We start from the raw sequence: 17,344 nt of genomic DNA, 5'->3' as shown, positions 1-17,344 counted from the left end.
GGGATCATGATTCCTGCGTGGTTGATTTCTGGTACCTGGTCCTGATCGTCGTGGGCTTCGCCTTGTGCGTGGCCGTCGTACGCGGATTGCAGGCGCGATGACTCTCGATCTGGGCACTGATGCTGTCACCAACATTGTGCTGATTGTCCTGTCGGCCGCGCTCGTCGTGTATCTGGTGGTCGCACTGCTCGACCCGGAAAGGTTCTAACGGTGAATTCCGCTCTGGCGGCCGGTCTTCAGATCGGCTTCGTCATTCTGGTGCTCGCTATCGCGTACGTCCCCGTGGGGGATTACATGGCGCGCGTCTTCACGGGCCCACATTCTCTGCGCGCAAGCGGCCCATCGACCGTCAAACACTCGCTCGTCGAGCGGGTGATCTACCGCACGGGGCGGGTGGATCCGGAGACCGAGCAGACATGGGTGGGATACACCCTGTCACTGCTGGGGTTTTCATTCGCCAGCGTGCTCTTCCTCTATCTGCTGCAACGCGCCCAGGGTGTGTTACCGCTCTCGGGCGACCTGGGCGCGGTGAGCCCCGCGGTGGCCTTCAACACCGCGATTTCCTTTGTGACGAACACCAACTGGCAGTCGTACACACCCGAGACCACCATGACCAATCTGACCCAGATGGTCGGGTTGGCCGTGCAGAACTTTGTCTCCGCAGCTGTCGGGCTGGCGGTGGCAGTGGCGCTGATTCGCGGCATCGTGCGAACCACAACCGGGGGAGAACTCGGCAATTTCTGGGTTGACCTGGTGCGGGGAAGTTTAAGAATTCTCCTACCCATATCTTTTGTGGTCGCACTGATCTTGTTGTCCCAGGGCGCCATTCAGTCGCTGTACACGCATTTCGATGCGACAGCGCTCGACGGAACGGCGCAACACATCGCGCTGGCCCCGGTCGCCTCGCAGGAGGCCATCAAGGAAGTCGGAACCAATGGCGGTGGCATTCTTGCCGCTAACTCGGCGCACCCCTTCGAGAACCCGACGCCGCTGACCAATATCGTCGAGATCCTTGCCATTCTCATCGTCCCGGTGTGCCTGACCTGCACCTACTCGACGCTGGTGGGAGACAAGCGTCAGGGCCTGACCGTCTTGTCCGTGATGGCCACCCTTTTCGGCGGCATGCTGGCCTTTGTCACCTGGGCGGAGTCGACCCCGCGCGGCATCGCCTCGCAGGCGGCCGGTGCCATGATGGAAGGCAAGGAGGTCAGGTTCGGCATTCCCGCGACCAGCTTGTTCGCGGTGGCGACCACCGGAACCTCCACGGGCGCCGTCGATGCCGCCCATGACAGCTTTACCGCCGCCGGCGGCGGAGCACTGATCTTGAACATGCTGTTCGGCGAGATCGCGCCGGGCGGTGTCGGGACTGGCCTCTACGGGATTCTGGTGCTGGCCATCATCGCGGTGTTCGTCGGTGGGCTGCTGGTGGGCCGCACTCCGGAATTCCTGGGCAAGAAGATCGGACGACGCGAGATCACCATGGCCGCGCTGTCCGTGCTCGTCATGCCCGCCCTGGTACTCATCGGCACAGGCATCTCGGTGGCTCTGTCGACGACTCCCGGATATCAAGGCAACAGCGGGGATCCGGGCAGCGCGCAGTCCATCCACGGGTTCTCCGAGGTGTTGTACGCCTACGCCTCGGCCGCCAACAACAACGGCAGCGCCTTCGGTGGGCTCACGGTGACCAGCCACTGGTTCCAGGCGTCCCTTGGCGTGGCGATGTTGTTGGGCCGCTTCCTGCCCATCATCTTCACGCTGGCGCTGGCCGGATCGCTTGCCACTCAGCAGAAGACACCGGTGTCAGCCGGAACTCTGCACACCCACGGCCCCATGTTCGCCGGATTGCATACCGGCACCGTTCTCTTGGTGGCCGCACTCACCTTCTTCCCGGCCCTGGCGCTGGGACCGATCGCCGAGGCTGTCCTATAGTGTCCAAGACCAGTAAGAGCACAGTCAGTACCGGAGTCTTCGATCCCACCCAATTGGTCAAGGCGCTTCCGCTAGCGGTGCGCAAGCTGGATCCGCGTCATATGGCCCGCAACCCGGTGATGTTCGTGGTGACCGTCGGGTCGGTGGCCACCACCGTGCTCGCCGCATTGCATCCGTCGATCTTCGCGTGGGCCATCACCGCCTGGTTGTGGTTCACGGTGGTGTTCGCGAACCTGGCCGAGGCCGTCGCCGAGGGGCGCGGAAAGGCGCAGGCGGCGAGCCTGCGAGAGGTAAAGCGTGACACCGTGGCCCGCAAGTTGGTGCGGCCCGACAACGGCGTCGACGGCACAGAGACCGAGGAAGAGGTGGCCGGCAGTTCGTTGCGGCCGGGCGACCGCGTGGTCGTCGAAGCCGGACAGGTGATCCCGGGCGACAGTGACGTGGTGGAGGGCATCGCGACGGTCGACGAGTCGGCCATCACCGGTGAATCAGCGCCCGTGGTCAGGGAATCCGGTGGTGACCGGTGCGCCGTCACCGGCGGTACCACCGTGCTGTCGGACCGGATCGTCGTGCAGATCACGGCGGCACCCGGTGAGTCCTTTGTCGATCGGATGATCGCGCTCGTGGAGGGCGCCGCGCGTCAGAAGACGCCTAACGAGATCGCACTCAACATCCTGTTGGCCTCGCTCACCATCATCTTCCTGTTGGCGGTCGTCGCGCTCGGTCCGATGGGCAATTATGGCGGTGAGCAACAGGATCCGATCAAGCTCATCGCATTGCTCGTCTGTTTGATCCCCACCACCATCGGCGCTCTGATGTCGGCGATCGGTATCGCGGGCATGGATCGGCTGGTGCAGCACAACGTGTTGGCCAAGTCGGGGCGCGCGGTGGAGGCGGCCGGGGACATCGACGTCCTGCTGATGGACAAGACCGGCACCATAACCTTCGGTAACCGGCAGGCCACCGAATTTATTGTGGCGCCCGGTATCACGCACGAAACTCTTGCCCAGGCCGCGCGGGCCTCGAGCCTTGCCGACGAGACCCCAGAGGGTCGCAGCATTGTGGAACTGGCCGTCGGCGCGAGCGACGCGACGGGGGAAAGAAGCGATGATGGCTCGCGTGAAGGAGAGTTTTTGGCCTTCACCGCGGCCACCCGGATGAGCGGTCTGGATACCGCCGACGGCAAGCAGATCCGCAAGGGCGCCGCCGATGCGGTGTTCACCTGGGTGGCAAGCCTTTCCGGTGTTCAGGAGGACGACCCTGCGGTGGTCGCGGTCCGCAAGGTCGCAGATCAGGTGGCCGGCGAGGGCGGCACCCCGCTGGTGGTGGCCGACCACGACGGCGCCGAGACGCGGCTGCTGGGCGTGATTCGGCTCTCCGACGTCGTCAAACCCGGTATGGCTGAACGCTTCGCCCAGATGCGAGCCATGGGAATCCGCACGGTCATGGTGACCGGCGATAACCCGTTGACCGCCAAGCAGATCGCCTCCGAGGCCGGAGTGGACGACTACGTCGCGGAGGCCACCCCGGAAGACAAGCTGGAGCTGCTGCGCAGGGAACAGAAGGCCGGTCGGCTCGTTGCGATGACCGGTGACGGCACCAACGACGCACCGGCCCTGGCACAGGCGGACGTGGGTGTGGCCATGAACACCGGGACATCGGCCGCCAAGGAAGCCGGGAACATGGTGGACCTGGACTCCGACCCCACCAAGCTCATCGACGTGGTGGCCATCGGCAAGCAGCTGCTGATCACTCGGGGCGCGTTGACCACGTTCTCGCTGGCCAATGACCTCGCGAAGTACTTCGCGATCCTGCCCGCGTTGTTCAGCGGCATCTATCCGCAGCTGGGTGAGCTCAACATCATGCGACTGGCCACTCCGCAGTCGGCGATCCTCTCGGCCGTGATCTTCAACGCCCTGGTGATCATCGCGCTGGTGCCGTTGGCGCTCAAGGGCGTTCGTTACCGGCCGGTGGGTGCGGGGGAGTTGCTACGGCGAAATCTGTTGATCTACGGGCTCGGCGGCGTGATCGTTCCGTTCGTGGGGATCTGGCTGATCGATCTGGTTGTGCGTTTCATACCGGGAATTGGGTGAGTTGGTAATGACGAAGATCTCAATCGCGTGGCTGCGTCAGTGTGTGGCGGGCCTGGTGGTGCTGCTGTCGCTCACGGCGGTGCTCGGTATCGCATACCCGGCCGCGGTGTGGCTGTTCGGTCGCATCGATTCCAGATCCGCGGAGGGCTCACCTCTTACGGACCGTAACGGCTGCGTCGTCGGGTCCGCACTCATCGGGGTGGACCCACAAGCCTCCGGTTCTGACCCCTACTTCCACACCCGGGCCAGTGGTGATCCCGCCGCCGGGGTGCCCTCCAACCAGGGACCGAACAGCGAGAAGCTGAAAACGGATATCGATACTCGTCGCGCCACCATCGCCCGGCGCGAGAGCGTCGATCCCACACGGATTCCCGCCGACGCGGTGACCGGTTCCGGTTCGAGCCTGGACCCCGATATCAGCCCGGAGTACGCGGCGCTGCAGATACCGCGGGTGGTGGCGGCCACCGGCGTGGGTGCGGCGCGGCTCGCGGAGTTGGTACAAGCACACACGTCTTCCCGGCAATGGGGCATTCTGGGAGAGCCGCGCGTCAACGTCCCCACACTGAACGTGGCACTGGGCCTGACCGGCCCACCCTGCCGATGAAGGAGAGACGGTGCCTGACGGTCTTCGCGCACGCGGGACTTTGCGGATCTATCTGGGGGCCGCACCCGGTGTAGGGAAGACCTACGCCATGCTCAACGAGGCACACCGTCGGGCCGGACGCGGCACCGATGTGGTGGCGGCGACGGTAGAAACCCATGGCCGCTCCAAGACCGCGGAGATGCTCGATGGTTTAGAGCTCATCCCGCCCAAGGAGACGACCTACCGCGGCACGCTCATGCACGAGTTGGATGTCGATGCGGTATTGGCCCGCAAGCCGGCGCTGGTACTCATCGACGAGATGGCACACACCAACGCACCGGGTAGCCGGAATCCCAAGCGCTGGCAGGATATCGACGAGATCCTGGACGCCGGGATCGATGTGCTGACCACCATCAATGTGCAGCATCTGGAAAGTCTGAACGACGTTGTCGAACAGATCACCGGAATCGTGCAGCGCGAGACCGTCCCCGATGCAGTGGTGCGACGCGCCGAGCAGGTTGAGCTCGTGGACATCACGCCGGAGGCGCTGCGGCGCAGGATGGTTCACGGCAATGTTTATGCGCCCGAGAAGGTGGGCTCGGCGCTGAGTAACTACTTCCGGACAGGCAATCTGACGGCGCTGCGTGAGCTGGCGCTGCTGTGGCTCGCCGATCAGGTGGACGCCGCACTTGCCAAATACCGTTCGGACAACAGGATCACCAAGACCTGGGAGGCACGTGAGCGCGTGGTCGTCGCGGTCACAGGGGGTCCCGAATCGGAGACCCTGGTACGCCGGGCGAGCCGCATCGCCGCCAAGTCGAGCGCCGAACTCCTGGTGGTCCACGTGGTGCGGGGAGACGGTCTGGTCGGTGCATCCACAGCGGTCATGGCGCGGGTACGCCGACTGGCCAACGATATTGGGGCCTCGGTGCAGACCGTCACCGGAGACGATGTACCGCAGACACTGCTCGACTTCGCCCGTGGCGTCAACGCCACCCAATTGGTGTTGGGTACCTCGCGGCGTTCGCGATGGGCCAGGATTTTCGACGAGGGAGTGGCCGCGGCTGTCATCCGCGACTCGGGCGCCATCGACGTGCACATGGTGACGCACGGGCACGCGGGGCCGGTGAGGCTGCGCAGTGGATCCATGCCACAAGAGGGACGTAAGCGCCTGATCATCAACTGGCTGGCCGCGATCCTGGTGCCGCCGGCCACCGCGTTGTTCATTCATTTCTTCGACTCCGCACTCGGGGTCGGCAGCAAAAGCGCACTGTTTCTTATTGCGGTGCTGGCCGTTTCGTTGCTCGGCGGTGTATCGACCGCGCTGGTGTCGGCGGTCATCTCGGGGCTGCTGCTCAACTATCTGTTCGTCTCTCCGCGATACAGCTTCACCATCGGGGAGACCGACAACGCACTGACCATCTTGATGATCATGGTGACCGCCGTCGCCGTCGCGGCCCTCGTCGATGCGGCGGCCACGCGCGCTCGGCAGGCTCGACGGGCGGCGCGTGAAGCCGAGCTGCTGGCACTCTTCGCCGGTGGTGTCCTCGTGAATTCGGATCTTTCGGCCCTTCTGGAGCGGGTACGCGCCACCTACAACCAGACGGCGGTGAGTCTGCTGTGCGCGGAGGGACCGGCTGTGGCCAGTGTCGGGGAGCACCCGCCCACACGGGAGTCCGAAGCCGACTCGGTGTTCCGGGTCGACGATGGCGCCTACGCGTTGGCGCTCAATGGGCCACCGGTGCCATCCACCGATGCACGGGTGCTGCAGGTGGTCGCCGGAACGGCGGTCGGTTTGGTCCGTTCGGCACGGTTGGCCGAGGAAGCGTCGCAGGCCTCTGCACTTGCCGAGGCCGATCGGTTGCGGCGGGCACTGCTATCCGCGGTGAGCCATGACTTGCGTACCCCGCTCGCCGCGGTCAAGGCCGCCGTATCGAGCCTGCGCAGTCCGGACATCGAGTTCTCGCCGGAGGACACCGCCGAACTACTTGCCACCGTGGAGGAGTCGACCGATCAACTCACGGCACTGGTGGGCAATCTGCTGGACTCGTCGCGGCTGGCGGCGGGGGTCGTCAAACCCCGTGCTGTGCCGGTGTATGTCGAGGAAATCGCGCATAGAGCCCTTCTGGGTGCCACCGAGAACGATCGCAAACGGGTGCATCTGGACCTGAATGGTGCGGTGGTTCGGGCAGACCCTGGCCTGCTGGAACGCGTATTGGCCAACCTTGTCGACAATGCACTGCGATACTCACAGGCAGAGGTGCTGGTCAACTACGAGGAGGTAGAGGACCGCACACTGGTGATCGTCGCCGACCACGGGAAGGGGCTGGACGCGTCCAAACGTGGTGCCGCCTTCGATGCTTTCCAGCGGCTCGGCGATCGCGACAACACAGTTGGTGTGGGGCTGGGTCTTTCGGTGGTGAGGGGTTTCGTGGAAGCAATGGAGGGCACGGTGAACGCGACTGACACGGCAGGCGGCGGTCTGACCATGATCGTTGATCTGCCGAGTGTCGGGGTGCTGCGATGACGCGGGTGTTGGTGGTTGACGACGAGCCGCAGATCCTGCGCGCCTTGCGGATCAACCTGTCGGCGCGTGGTTATGAGGTGGTAACGGCCTCCTCGGGGGCGGGCGCGCTGCGTGCGGCTGCCGAGACCCAGCCCGAGGTGGTCATTCTGGATCTCGGGTTGCCGGATATGGATGGCACCGAGGTGCTCGCCGGGCTGCGCGGTTGGACCGAGGTTCCGGTGATCGTGCTTTCGGCGCGCACCGACTCGGCGGACAAGGTGGAGGCACTCGATGCGGGTGCCGACGACTATGTGACCAAACCTTTTGGCATGGACGAATTCCTGGCCCGGCTACGGGCAGCTGTACGGCGTGGCACACCGGACAGCGCCGAACCTGTGGTCCGCACCGAAACATTCGACGTGGATCTCTCGTCGCACAAGGTGATTCGCGATGGCAGGGAAGTGCATCTGACGCCTACCGAATGGTCGATGCTGGCGGTGCTGGTGCGTAACCGCGGAAAACTTGTCGGGCAGAAGGAACTGCTCCACGAGGTCTGGGGCCCCGCGTACAGCTCCGAAACTCATTATCTACGTGTGTATCTGGCGCAGCTACGACGAAAACTGGAGATCGATCCGGCTCATCCGAAACACCTGCTCACCGAGGCGGGTATGGGATACCGCTTCCAGGAGTGACAGGTCAGAAGGGCGGGCGGCCCAGATCGATCTGTTGGACGTCGGGATCGCAACCCGGACGATACTTGGGCACCAACTGACCGTAGGTGGCCCGGAAATTGTCGGCGCCGACCTTCTCCACGGTTTCCGGTGCCGCCAACAGAAGGTAGATGCCCATCGGAGTGATCCGTTTGGTGAAGCAGGTATCGACCACCGTGAAGGTCTGTCGCATGGCAGACGTCGGCACGATCTTGGGATCGCCCGGCGGGATATACACCAGCTCCTCGATGCGAGGAGCCCACGAACCAGACAACAACTGCGCCCGTACCTCGCTGTACGGACGCAGCAAGAGTGACTCTAGCGCCACTATGGGTTCCGCCGCGGCAGTTGGCGCCCAGAAAAATGAGGCGCAGAAAGTCATCGCGGCCGTGATGGCGGCGATTACATAGCATTGCGGGCGTGACGTCATTATGGGTAGAGCGTACGGGCAATCGGCGCTACACGGGACATAGCTCCCGAGGTGCAGAAGTGCTGATCGGATCGGAGACTGTCGACGGGGTCTTCACCCCCGGTGAGCTGCTCAAGATCGCGCTCGCGGCCTGTAGCGGGATGTCCAGCGACCAGCCTCTGGCGCGTCGCCTGGGCGACGACTACCAGGTGCGCATCGACGTCAGTGGCCCTGCCGATCGGGAGCAGGAGCGCTACCCGGTGCTCGACGAGAAGATGGTCATCGATCTGAGCGCGCTCACACCTGAGGAACGCGCGCGGGTACTGACCGTCGTGGAACGCGCCGTCGATCAGGTCTGCACGGTGGGGCGCACCCTGAAAGCCGGAGCCGAGGTGAACTTCACCATTGAGTCCTGAGGTCCGCCTCGACGCGTGGGTACACGGGCATGTCCAGGGGGTCGGGTTCCGTTGGTGGGTGCGATCCCGCGCCCTTGAACTCGGCCTGACCGGATATGCCGCCAACGCGCGCGACGGCCGCGTGCACGTCGTCGCACAGGGGGACAAGGCCGTGTGTGAACAGCTGCTTGCCAAGTTGAACAGCGGTGAAACGCCAGGTCGCGTAGATCTTGTGGTGGATAGCTGGCAACAGCCCGGCGAGCCTGTTTCCGGGTTTAGCGAGCGTTAGCGCCAAGACCGGTATTCTGGCCCGCTGTGCACCTCAAGAGTCTGACGCTGAAGGGCTTCAAGTCCTTTGCTTCGCCGACGACTCTGCGTCTGGAGCCGGGTATCACCTGCGTCGTCGGCCCCAATGGCTCGGGTAAGTCCAATGTTGTGGATGCCCTGTCCTGGGTGATGGGCGAACAGGGCGCCAAGGCCCTGCGCGGCGGCAAGATGGAAGACGTCATCTTCGCGGGGACATCGACCCGCGCACCGTTGGGCCGGGCCGAAGTGACCCTGACGATCGACAATTCCGACCACGCGCTGCCGATCGAGTACTCCGAGGTGTCGATCACCCGCCGGATGTTCCGAGACGGCGCAGGCGAGTACGAGATCAATGGCCAGAGCTGCCGGCTGATGGACGTCCAGGAGCTGCTGTCCGACTCGGGCATCGGCCGGGAAATGCACGTCATCGTCGGGCAGGGGCGCCTGTCGCAGATCCTGGAATCGCGACCGGAGGATCGTCGCGCCTTCATCGAGGAAGCGGCCGGTGTGCTCAAGCACCGTAAGCGCAAGGAAAAGGCGGTTCGCAAGCTCGAGTCGATGGCCGCCAACCTCGCCCGGCTCACCGACCTCACCACCGAGTTACGTCGTCAACTCAAACCCCTTGGCCGCCAAGCGGAAGTTGCGCGCCGCGCCGCTACCGTGCAGGCCGATCTGCGCGATGCACGACTGCGTCTTGCCGCCGATGACCTGGTGACTCGCCGGGCGGACTTCGACGGAACCAACGATGCCGAGACGGCGCTGCGCAAGCAACACGCGGAGATCAGCGAGAAGCTCGACGTTGCCACCGCCCTGCTGACCGAGCATGAGACGGCACTGAGCGAGCTCATGCCGCAGGCCGAGCTGGCGCAACAGACCTGGTTCCGGCTCTCGGCGCTCGCCGAACGGGTAAGTGCCACGGTCCGGATCGCCGGCGAGCGGGCCAGCCACCTCGATGAAGTGGTGGCCGCCCCGACCGGACCGGATCCCGAAGAGCTGGAGGCGCAGGCGGAGCGCGTGGCCGAGCAGGAACGACTGCTGATCGCGCAGCTGGAAACGGTCACCGAACAGCTGACCACGGCGAAGGCCGAGTTGTCGGCCAAGGAGGCTGCCGTCGCTCAGGCACAGCGCCAACACCTGGCCGCTGTCGCTGCCGAGGCGGACCGCCGTGAGGGCCTGGCCCGGCTTACCGGCCAGGTCGACACGATGCGCACGCGACTGGAATCCATCGACGGTCAGGCGCAGCGACTCACCGAGGCGATCGGTGAGGCGACGGTGCGCGGCGAGGTCGCGCAGACCGAGTTCGACACGGTCAAGGCGCGGGTGGCCGAGCTGGATCAGGGCGAGGTCGGGCTGGACGAGCACCACGAGCGCTCGGTCTCTGCGTTGTCGATCGCCAATGAACGCGTGGCCGAACTGCAGTCGGCCGAACGGCAGGCCGAACGGCAGATCGCCTCACTCAAGGCACGTATCGACGCACTGGCCATCGGCCTGGAACGTAAGGACGGCTCGGCCTGGCTCACCGAGAACCGTAGTGGTGCTGGGATTTTCGGATCTATCGCGCAGCTGGTCAAAGTGCGGCCCGGTTATCAGGGCGCCATCGCGACCGCAATGGGGCCTGCCGCGGACGCGGTAGCCGCCGAGAATCCCGCCGCGGCGCAGGCGGCGGTGGCCGCATTGAAGGCTTCCGACGGCGGACGGGCAGCGATTGTGTTCGGCGAGTGGCCCGCACACTCGCACACACGTCCTGCGATCGCTCTGCCGCCCGGGGCGCACTGGGCCGCCGATCTGGTCGAGGCGCCCGAGCGGCTGGCCACGGCGGTATCGGCAATGCTGGCTTCGGTGGTGGTCGTCGATGAGCTGGGCGCCGCCATCGAGGTGGTGCTGGCCAACCCGTTGCTGCGGGCCGTGACCATCGAGGGCGACCGGGTGGGCGCCGGATGGGTTGCCGGCGGCTCCGACAAGAAGCAGAGCACCCTTGAGGTCCAGGCCGCCATCGAGGCTGCGGGAGAAGAGCTGCGGGCCACCGAGACTCAGGTGGGCGAGATCTCCGCCGCATTGGCTGGCGCGCTGGCGGAGCAGACGGCCCGTCAGGACACTGCCGAGCAGGCCCTGGCCGCCCTCAACGAATCCGATGCGGCCATCTCCGCGGTGTACGAGCAGTTGGGCCGCGTCGGCCAAGACGTCCGTGTTGCCTCCGACGAGGTGAAAAAGCTCACCCTGCAACGCGATCAGCTCGAACTGGGCCGCGCCAAGACCATGGAGGAACTGGCTGAGGTCGAGTCCCGGCTGCGCAATGCCGAAGAGGCGCCCAACCTGTTCGATGACGAGCCGATTGACCGCGACGATATGGCCATTGAGCTCGAAGACGCCCGTTCGGTGGAGATCGAGGCGCGCCTGGCGGTACGTACCTCCGAGGAGCGGGTGAATTCGGTTCGCGGTAAAGCTGATTCGTTGCGCCGTGCCGCGACGGCCGAGCGTGAGGCGCGTGCGCGGGCGGAGCGGGCGGCGGCCTCCCGGATGCGGGCGGCCGCGGTGGCGGCCGCAGTGGCCGAGTCGGGACGGTTGGTTGCGGCTCGCCTTGAACACGTGGTCGCCGCGGCGTCCGCGCGCCGAGACTTGCTCAGCGCCACCCGCGCGCAGCACGCCGCGGCGATAGGTGCGGTGCGCGAGGAGGTCCGCGAACACACGCAGGGCCTGGCCCGTCTGACCGATGCGCTGCATCGCGATGAAGTTGCCAAAGCCCAAGCGGCCCTGCGTATCGAGCAGCTCTCCGAGCAGGTGCTCGAACAGTTCGGGATGGCCGCCGACGACCTCATCGCCGAGTACGGTCCGCATGTCGAATTGCCGCCCTCGCAGCAGGAACTGGACGAATACGAGCAGGCCCGCGAGCGCGGTGAGCAGGTGAGCGCGCCGCAGCCCATGCCGTTCGACCGGGACACTCAGGAGCGCCGCGCCAAGCGCGCCGAGAAGGACCTACGCGAGCTCGGCAAGGTGAATCCTCTTGCCCTGGAAGAGTTCGCGGCACTGGAAGAGCGCTACAACTTCCTGTCCACGCAGCTCGAGGATGTGAAGGCGGCTCGCAAGGACCTGCTCGATGTCGTCGCCGACGTCGACACACGCATTCTGCAGGTCTTCACCGAGGCGTATGCCGATGTGGAGCACGAGTTCAAGGGCGTGTTCGCGTCGTTGTTCCCCGGTGGTGAAGGCCGGTTGGTGCTCACCGATCCCAACGACATGCTCACCACCGGTATCGAAGTGGAGGCGCGTCCGCCGGGCAAGAAGGTCAAACGCCTCTCACTGCTCTCCGGCGGTGAGAAGTCGCTGACCGCGGTCGCCATGCTGGTGGCGATCTTCCGCGCGCGGCCCTCGCCCTTCTATGTGATGGACGAGGTCGAGGCCGCACTCGACGATGTCAACCTGCAGCGCCTGATCGGCCTGTTCGAGCAGCTGCGCGAGAAGTCGCAGCTCATCGTGATCACCCATCAGAAACCGACGATGGAGGTCGCGGACGCGCTCTACGGCGTCAGCATGCGCGATGACGGCATCACTCAGGTGGTCTCGCAGCGTATGCGCGGCCTAGAGACCCAGCCCGCGGGCCAAAACACTTAGCGTCTCAGCACGTTTGGCGGGATCGCCCAGTACCTGGATGGCCACTTGGGTGGCCCCGGCATCCCGATGCTCCTGCAGCCGGGCCGCGATCTGTTCGGGCGTGCCGTAAGCGACGAGGGAATCCACCAGCTTGTCGCTACCGGGTTTGACCAGATCTTCCTTGCTGCCCGCGAAGCGCTCCAACATGGTGAGGTAGTTGGTGAGGCCGAGGTACAGATCCAGGGCCTGACGGCCAATCGCGCGAGCTTCATCGGGATCGGTGGTCAGCACCACCTTCTGCTCTGGGACGATGATCGCGCCGGGTCCCAGAAGCTCACGGGCCCAACGGGTATGTGATGGCGGTGTGAGATACGGATGGGCCAGCGCCGAACGGTCCGCGGCGAGTTTGAGCGATTTCTCTGCGAGCGCGGCAAGACCCCGGCCTTCCCGGGGAACCCCGGCGTCGTCGAGCACATCGAGATAGTCGACGAGTCCGGAGTACGGCTTGTAGACGACTCCGCTATCGACCTCGGGATGACCGGCACCGATACCGAGAATGAAACGTCCCGGGTGAGCGGCCTGAATGCGCTGCCATGATTGGCCGGCTTCCCGGGCGGGCGCCGACCAGATGTTCACGATCGCGGTCACGATCCTGATCCGCTCGGTGGCGGAGAGCAGTGGATCTACCCATGGCAGATCGGCAGGGGGCGAACCGCCCAGCCACGCGGTATCAAAGCCAAGATTCTCGACGGCCCGCAGCAGGTCGGCGTCGACCGTCGCGTAGTGAGTGAAGAATCCGTACGGGGCGAACTCCGGTGTGGTCACCTCACGGCGAACGCACGCGTGCGCCGTGGGTATTCCCTGAGGCTACTTGTCAGAGCCGCAGGAGCAGTTGGCCCCGCACTGACAGTTGGTACAGGTGCAGTTCGGGTTGTCGCAGCTCGCAGAGGTCTCGGGTGCGACGGTCTCATTGCTAGTCATGCATATGATGCTACGCCCGGTGAGCTATTCCTTCGCAGTATTGCGCCACCAAATAGCCGCGCCGACCGCCACCAACCCGAGGATGAACAACCACGGCCAGGCGCCGTGCAGATACACCCAGCCTGAGATCGTGCGCTGAATCTTCCCGGCCGCGTTGATGATCGGGTCATCGGGGTTGCCGTTGGCGTGGAACAGCCTGACCTCATAGCTGCCGTAATAGCCCACGTAGGCGCCGACCACGAGAAGGATGGCGCCACTGATCCGATTCAGATAGGGCAGTGCGCGCCGCATGGCGTTCAGTAGCACCGTGCTTGCCAACGCGGTGGACACGGCCAGCGTGCCCACCACGAGGGTGATGCCGGAGGCGTACGCCAGATAGACCATGACACCGTCGAATAGGGAGCCGCTTTCAAAGGTGGTGCTGGTGACTGCCAGGAAGGGGCCGATGGTGCAGGACAACGAGGCCACCGCGTATCCCACGCCGTAGCCGAACATGGAGCCCAGCCGGGTGGTGGGGGCGTTCGCATCCAGCACCTTGGGCATAAGCGCGATGATGTCGCGGCCGGACAAGAGCCACAGACCGAGGATCACCAAACCGATTCCGAAGACCACTGTCACAAACGGCAGATACCGCTGCACCACGGATGCCACCGACACCGTCAACAACCCGAAAACGGTGAAGACCGCGACGAACCCGGCCGCCATCACCACGGTGGCGATGACCGCGCGAGCCACTGCTCGCGACTTCCCGATTTCGGCGCCCGGTCCGCGTACCACGAGGGCGAGATAGACCGGGAGTAACGCGAATCCGCACGGGTTGAGCGCGGCGATCAGCCCGGCTGCAAAGGCAAGTGAGGTCAGGTCAGTGCCTTCACCCGGTCGCTGAGCTCCTGTTCGGACATCGACGATGTCGGGTTGTTCGCAAAGTCCGAGGTGCCGTTGGAGTTGATGAACAGGTAGGCCGGCTGCCAGGGCACACCGAACTGCCGCCACAACGAACCGTCGGCGTCATTGAGGTTGGTGAAGTGAAGGTTGTAGCGCGAAATGAATCCCTCCATTTCTCCCACCGAACCGCGGCCGGAGATGCCGACGAAGGTGACACGGGGGTTAGCCGCCGATACCGCACTCACATGCGGTCCCTCGCCGTTGCAGAACGGGCAGTACGCGGCCCAGAACCACAGCACGACCGGCTTGCCCTTGAGGCTGGCACCGTTGAAGGGCGCGCCCGAGACGGTGGTGCCGGTGAAATCGAGCAGGGAGTCGGCTCGCGCCACGGGCGCCCGGACGATGCCGGCCGATATCAACAACACAGCGACGGTGACCGCAAGGGTCCGCGCCACGGCCCGAAACTTGTTACGTCCCCCGAATTGGATATTCATGCCAAGAACCTCCTGGGACGAGATGTGACTCCCGCAGTGTATGACGGGTCTGGCCTGTTTAGCGGGGGCTTGAACGGGGACGCAGTGAAACTCGCTGCAGCTGGGCGATCGTGTTGACATCGGCACAGTGCATGGCGATGCGCAGCTCGTCGAGGAATTGTTCGAGCCAGGCGATCACTGCCTGCGGCGATTGCACCGCGGGTGCCAGGAGGGGGAGTGCTACCGACACGGCGCTCGCGCCCAGCGCGATCGCCTTGGCAGCGTCCATCCCGGTACGTATGCCGCCCGAACCGACGAGGGGCAGATGCGGCAGCTCGGCATGAACCTCGATGAGCGCATCGGCTGTCGGGATACCCCATTCGGCGAGGTCGGGTGAGGTGATGGCGCCGAACCTGACGAACTGCTCCACCCGGGCCCAGGACGTGCCGCCCGCGCCGGCGACGTCGATGGCCGCAAGACGGCATCCGCCGAGGCGGCGCGCTGCCGCCCCACTGATGCCATGGCCGACCTCCTTGAGGAGCACCGGAAATTCGACCTCGTGGGTCAGCTCGGCGAGCCGGTACACCTGACCGGTGAAATCGGTATCGCCGTCGGGCTGCACGGCCTCCTGCAGCGGATTGGTGTGCACCGCCAGCGCGTCCGCCCCAACCCGCTGCACCAGGTCGTTGAGCTGCGCGGCGGCCGCGGTGTTGCCGAGCTGTGCCAGCCCGATGTTGCCGATCAGCAGGATGTCGGGTGCTACCTCTCGCACCGCGAACGTCGCGGCGCTGTCGGGGTCGACCAGCATGACCCGTTGCGAACCGAGCATCATGCCGATGCCCAGCTCTTGGGCGGCGGCCGCGAGGTTGCGATTGATGGTGCCCGAAAGTTTCGCGCCGCCGGTCATCGCTCCGATGAGAACAGGAGCGGCCAACCGCTTGCCCAGAAACTCGGTGGACAGGTCAACCCCGGCGAGGCTGGTATTGGGCAACGCCATATAAGGCAGGTCGAGTCTTTCCAGTCCCGTGGTTCGGGTGACGTACTGCACTGGATCGCTCAGGCAGGCGTCAATGTGGCGCTTCTTGCGTTCCTGTAACAATGCCCTGGTGCCTTTTGAAGTGTGGATTGCCATTGCGATCGTCGCCGTCGTGGTTTTTGCCGCATTGGTCTTCGGACTGGTGCGTTACCGCTCCCGTCGTATCAGCCTGACACGTTCCGACACAAACACGGGGATCACCGAGGGCGCCACACCGGCCGACCGTTCCGGCGGATACAGCGCCGGCTCCACCATCACCTTCAGTGAGGGCGGAGCGCAGGCAACTCCCGTGCCCAGTGTGGGTGATGACGCCGAAGTGCCGCGGGACGCGCCGCGGCGCACCATCTCCAATGTTCAGCTGCCCGAACTCGCACCTGAACCGGTACCGCAGCCCGAGCCCGTCGCGGCACCCGAACCGGAGCCCGAGGCTGTCGCCGAACCAGAACCAGAACCAGAACCAGAACCAGAACCAGAACCAGAACCCGAACCCGGGGCGGTGCTCGATGAGATCGCGCCGGTGGCGGGACGTCTCGATCGATTGCGGGGACGGCTGGCCAGTTCGCAGAACGCTGTGGGTCGGGGCCTACTGGGCCTGCTGGGGGCGGGAGACCTCGACGAGGAATCGTGGGAGGAGGTCGAGGACACCCTGCTGATCGCCGATCTGGGCACCGCGGTCACCACGTCGATCGTGGACAGGCTGCGCAGCGAGATGGCCGCGCGCAGCGTGCGCACCGAGGCACAGGCGCGGGCCCTGCTGCGCGAGGTGCTCATCGACGAGCTGCGGCCCGACCTCGACCGGTCCATCAAGGCGCTGCCGCACAACGAGAAACCTTCGGTGCTTCTCATCGTCGGGGTGAACGGGACGGGTAAGACCACCACCGTCGGCAAGCTGGCCCGGGTGCTGGTCGCTGACGGTCGCCGGGTGGTGCTCGGGGCCGCGGACACCTTCCGTGCCGCAGCAGCCGACCAGTTGCAGGCCTGGGGGCAGCGCGTGGGTGCTCAGGTAGTGCGGGGTGCCGAGGGAGCCGATCCCGCCTCGGTCGCTTTCGACGCCGTCGACGCGGGGATCCGCGAGGGTGCCGATGTGGTGGTGATCGATACCGCCGGACGCCTTCACACAAAGACCGGCCTCATGGATGAGCTGGGCAAGATCAAACGTGTCGTGGAACGGCGCGCCGAGGTCGACGAGGTGCTGCTGGTTCTCGATTCCACGATTGGGCAGAACGGCTTGGCGCAGGCCCGGGTGTTCGCTGACGTGGTAGACATCACCGGGGTGGCACTCACCAAACTCGACGGAACGGCCAAGGGCGGCATTGTTTTTCACGTGCAGCGTGAACTTGGCGTGCCGGTGAAGCTAGTTGGCCTGGGGGAGGGGCCCGACGATCTGGCTCCATTCGAGCCCCCGGCCTTCGTCGACGCCCTGCTGGGGTAAGGGCGCCGTTGATCCCTG

At 65.2% G+C, this 17,344-nt stretch carries 15 protein-coding genes; 10 read left to right on the top strand and 5 right to left on the bottom strand.

From position 1 onward, the window contains the following. Nucleotides 1-97: 97 nt before the first annotated feature. From kdpF to MSTE_RS15925, 6 genes are read left to right on the top strand one after another with little or no spacing between them, the layout of a single operon-like run. Nucleotides 98-208 carry a K(+)-transporting ATPase subunit F gene (gene kdpF, locus MSTE_RS15950; RefSeq protein WP_078295873.1) on the top strand — a complete coding sequence of 37 codons (111 nt, stop codon included), beginning with the start codon at nucleotides 98-100 and terminating at the stop codon, nucleotides 206-208. Between the two features lie 2 nt (nucleotides 209-210). Beyond that, on the top strand, nucleotides 211-1,929 hold the full coding sequence (gene kdpA / locus MSTE_RS15945) for a potassium-transporting ATPase subunit KdpA (protein ID WP_096502640.1): 1,719 nt from the start codon (nucleotides 211-213) through the stop codon (nucleotides 1,927-1,929). Further along, the gene (gene kdpB, locus MSTE_RS15940; RefSeq protein ID WP_096502638.1) at nucleotides 1,929-4,022 is read left to right on the top strand and encodes a potassium-transporting ATPase subunit KdpB; all 2,094 of its coding nucleotides are present in this window, start codon (nucleotides 1,929-1,931) and stop codon (nucleotides 4,020-4,022) included. The genes kdpA and kdpB overlap by 1 nt, the downstream gene beginning before the upstream one ends. Before the next feature lie 7 nt (nucleotides 4,023-4,029). Beyond that, nucleotides 4,030-4,626 carry a potassium-transporting ATPase subunit C gene (locus tag MSTE_RS15935; protein WP_096502636.1) on the top strand — a complete coding sequence of 199 codons (597 nt, stop codon included), beginning with the start codon at nucleotides 4,030-4,032 and terminating at the stop codon, nucleotides 4,624-4,626. A 10-nt stretch (nucleotides 4,627-4,636) separates the two neighbouring features. Further along, nucleotides 4,637-7,132 (top strand): sensor histidine kinase, encoded by a 2,496-nt coding sequence (locus tag MSTE_RS15930; protein ID WP_096502634.1) that lies wholly within the window; start codon nucleotides 4,637-4,639, stop codon nucleotides 7,130-7,132. After that, the gene (locus MSTE_RS15925; protein WP_030094058.1) at nucleotides 7,129-7,803 is read left to right on the top strand and encodes a response regulator; all 675 of its coding nucleotides are present in this window, start codon (nucleotides 7,129-7,131) and stop codon (nucleotides 7,801-7,803) included. Before MSTE_RS15930 ends, MSTE_RS15925 begins: the two co-directional genes overlap by 4 nt. A gap of 4 nt (nucleotides 7,804-7,807) precedes the next feature. On the opposite strand, the gene MSTE_RS15920 is transcribed toward MSTE_RS15925, so the two are convergent. Beyond that, nucleotides 7,808-8,251: a hypothetical protein gene (locus MSTE_RS15920; protein WP_096502632.1), complete on the bottom strand. Its 444-nt coding sequence runs from the start codon at nucleotides 8,249-8,251 to the stop codon at nucleotides 7,808-7,810. Between MSTE_RS15920 and MSTE_RS15915 the strand changes: the two genes are divergently transcribed. From MSTE_RS15915 to smc, 3 genes are read left to right on the top strand one after another with little or no spacing between them, the layout of a single operon-like run. Next, the gene (locus MSTE_RS15915; protein WP_193442030.1) at nucleotides 8,242-8,646 is read left to right on the top strand and encodes an OsmC family protein; all 405 of its coding nucleotides are present in this window, start codon (nucleotides 8,242-8,244) and stop codon (nucleotides 8,644-8,646) included. The two genes, MSTE_RS15920 and MSTE_RS15915, sit on opposite strands and share 10 nt — an antisense overlap. Continuing rightward, nucleotides 8,636-8,914 carry an acylphosphatase gene (locus tag MSTE_RS15910; RefSeq protein ID WP_096502628.1) on the top strand — a complete coding sequence of 93 codons (279 nt, stop codon included), beginning with the start codon at nucleotides 8,636-8,638 and terminating at the stop codon, nucleotides 8,912-8,914. The genes MSTE_RS15915 and MSTE_RS15910 overlap by 11 nt, the downstream gene beginning before the upstream one ends. A gap of 26 nt (nucleotides 8,915-8,940) precedes the next feature. Beyond that, nucleotides 8,941-12,540, top strand: coding sequence for a chromosome segregation protein SMC (gene smc / locus MSTE_RS15905; RefSeq protein ID WP_096502626.1), 3,600 nt, complete (start codon nucleotides 8,941-8,943; stop codon nucleotides 12,538-12,540). Here the strand turns inward: smc and MSTE_RS15900 are convergent. From MSTE_RS15900 to fni, 4 genes are all read right to left on the bottom strand, one after another. Beyond that, the gene (locus MSTE_RS15900) at nucleotides 12,508-13,344 is read right to left on the bottom strand and encodes a TIGR03620 family F420-dependent LLM class oxidoreductase (RefSeq protein WP_096502624.1); all 837 of its coding nucleotides are present in this window, start codon (nucleotides 13,342-13,344) and stop codon (nucleotides 12,508-12,510) included. The two genes, smc and MSTE_RS15900, sit on opposite strands and share 33 nt — an antisense overlap. A gap of 180 nt (nucleotides 13,345-13,524) precedes the next feature. Further along, nucleotides 13,525-14,235, bottom strand: a complete 711-nt coding sequence (locus tag MSTE_RS15895) for a cytochrome c biogenesis CcdA family protein (protein WP_456300685.1) — start codon at nucleotides 14,233-14,235, stop codon at nucleotides 13,525-13,527. 122 nt (nucleotides 14,236-14,357) lie between these two features. Beyond that, nucleotides 14,358-14,879, bottom strand: a complete 522-nt coding sequence (locus tag MSTE_RS15890) for a protein disulfide oxidoreductase (RefSeq protein WP_096502622.1) — start codon at nucleotides 14,877-14,879, stop codon at nucleotides 14,358-14,360. 58 nt (nucleotides 14,880-14,937) lie between these two features. Next, nucleotides 14,938-15,906, bottom strand: coding sequence for a type 2 isopentenyl-diphosphate Delta-isomerase (gene fni / locus MSTE_RS15885; RefSeq protein WP_231897107.1), 969 nt, complete (start codon nucleotides 15,904-15,906; stop codon nucleotides 14,938-14,940). 70 nt (nucleotides 15,907-15,976) lie between these two features. On the opposite strand from fni, the gene ftsY reads away from it, so the two are divergent. Then, nucleotides 15,977-17,326: a signal recognition particle-docking protein FtsY gene (gene ftsY / locus MSTE_RS15880; RefSeq protein WP_162291666.1), complete on the top strand. Its 1,350-nt coding sequence runs from the start codon at nucleotides 15,977-15,979 to the stop codon at nucleotides 17,324-17,326. Nucleotides 17,327-17,344: the final 18 nt, after the last annotated feature.

It is taken from the genome of [Mycobacterium] stephanolepidis (genome assembly GCF_002356335.1).
In the GTDB taxonomy this organism is placed as follows: domain Bacteria; phylum Actinomycetota; class Actinomycetes; order Mycobacteriales; family Mycobacteriaceae; genus Mycobacterium; species Mycobacterium stephanolepidis.
The sequence above is the reverse complement of the archived record's forward strand: the minus strand, read 5'-3'. Positions and strand labels throughout refer to the sequence as shown.

What these genes read in the sequence shown, in the direction of transcription:
- MSTE_RS15935 (WP_096502636.1), top strand. Translation starts at nt 4,030, where the DNA reads ATGACGAAGATCTCAATCGCGTGGCTGCGTCAGTGTGTGGCGGGCCTG.
- kdpF (WP_078295873.1), top strand. Translation starts at nt 98, where the DNA reads ATGACTCTCGATCTGGGCACTGATGCTGTCACCAACATTGTGCTGATT.
- MSTE_RS15890 (WP_096502622.1), bottom strand. Translation starts at nt 14,879, where the DNA reads ATGAATATCCAATTCGGGGGACGTAACAAGTTTCGGGCCGTGGCGCGG.
- MSTE_RS15925 (WP_030094058.1), top strand. Translation starts at nt 7,129, where the DNA reads ATGACGCGGGTGTTGGTGGTTGACGACGAGCCGCAGATCCTGCGCGCC.
- MSTE_RS15920 (WP_096502632.1), bottom strand. Translation starts at nt 8,251, where the DNA reads ATGACGTCACGCCCGCAATGCTATGTAATCGCCGCCATCACGGCCGCG.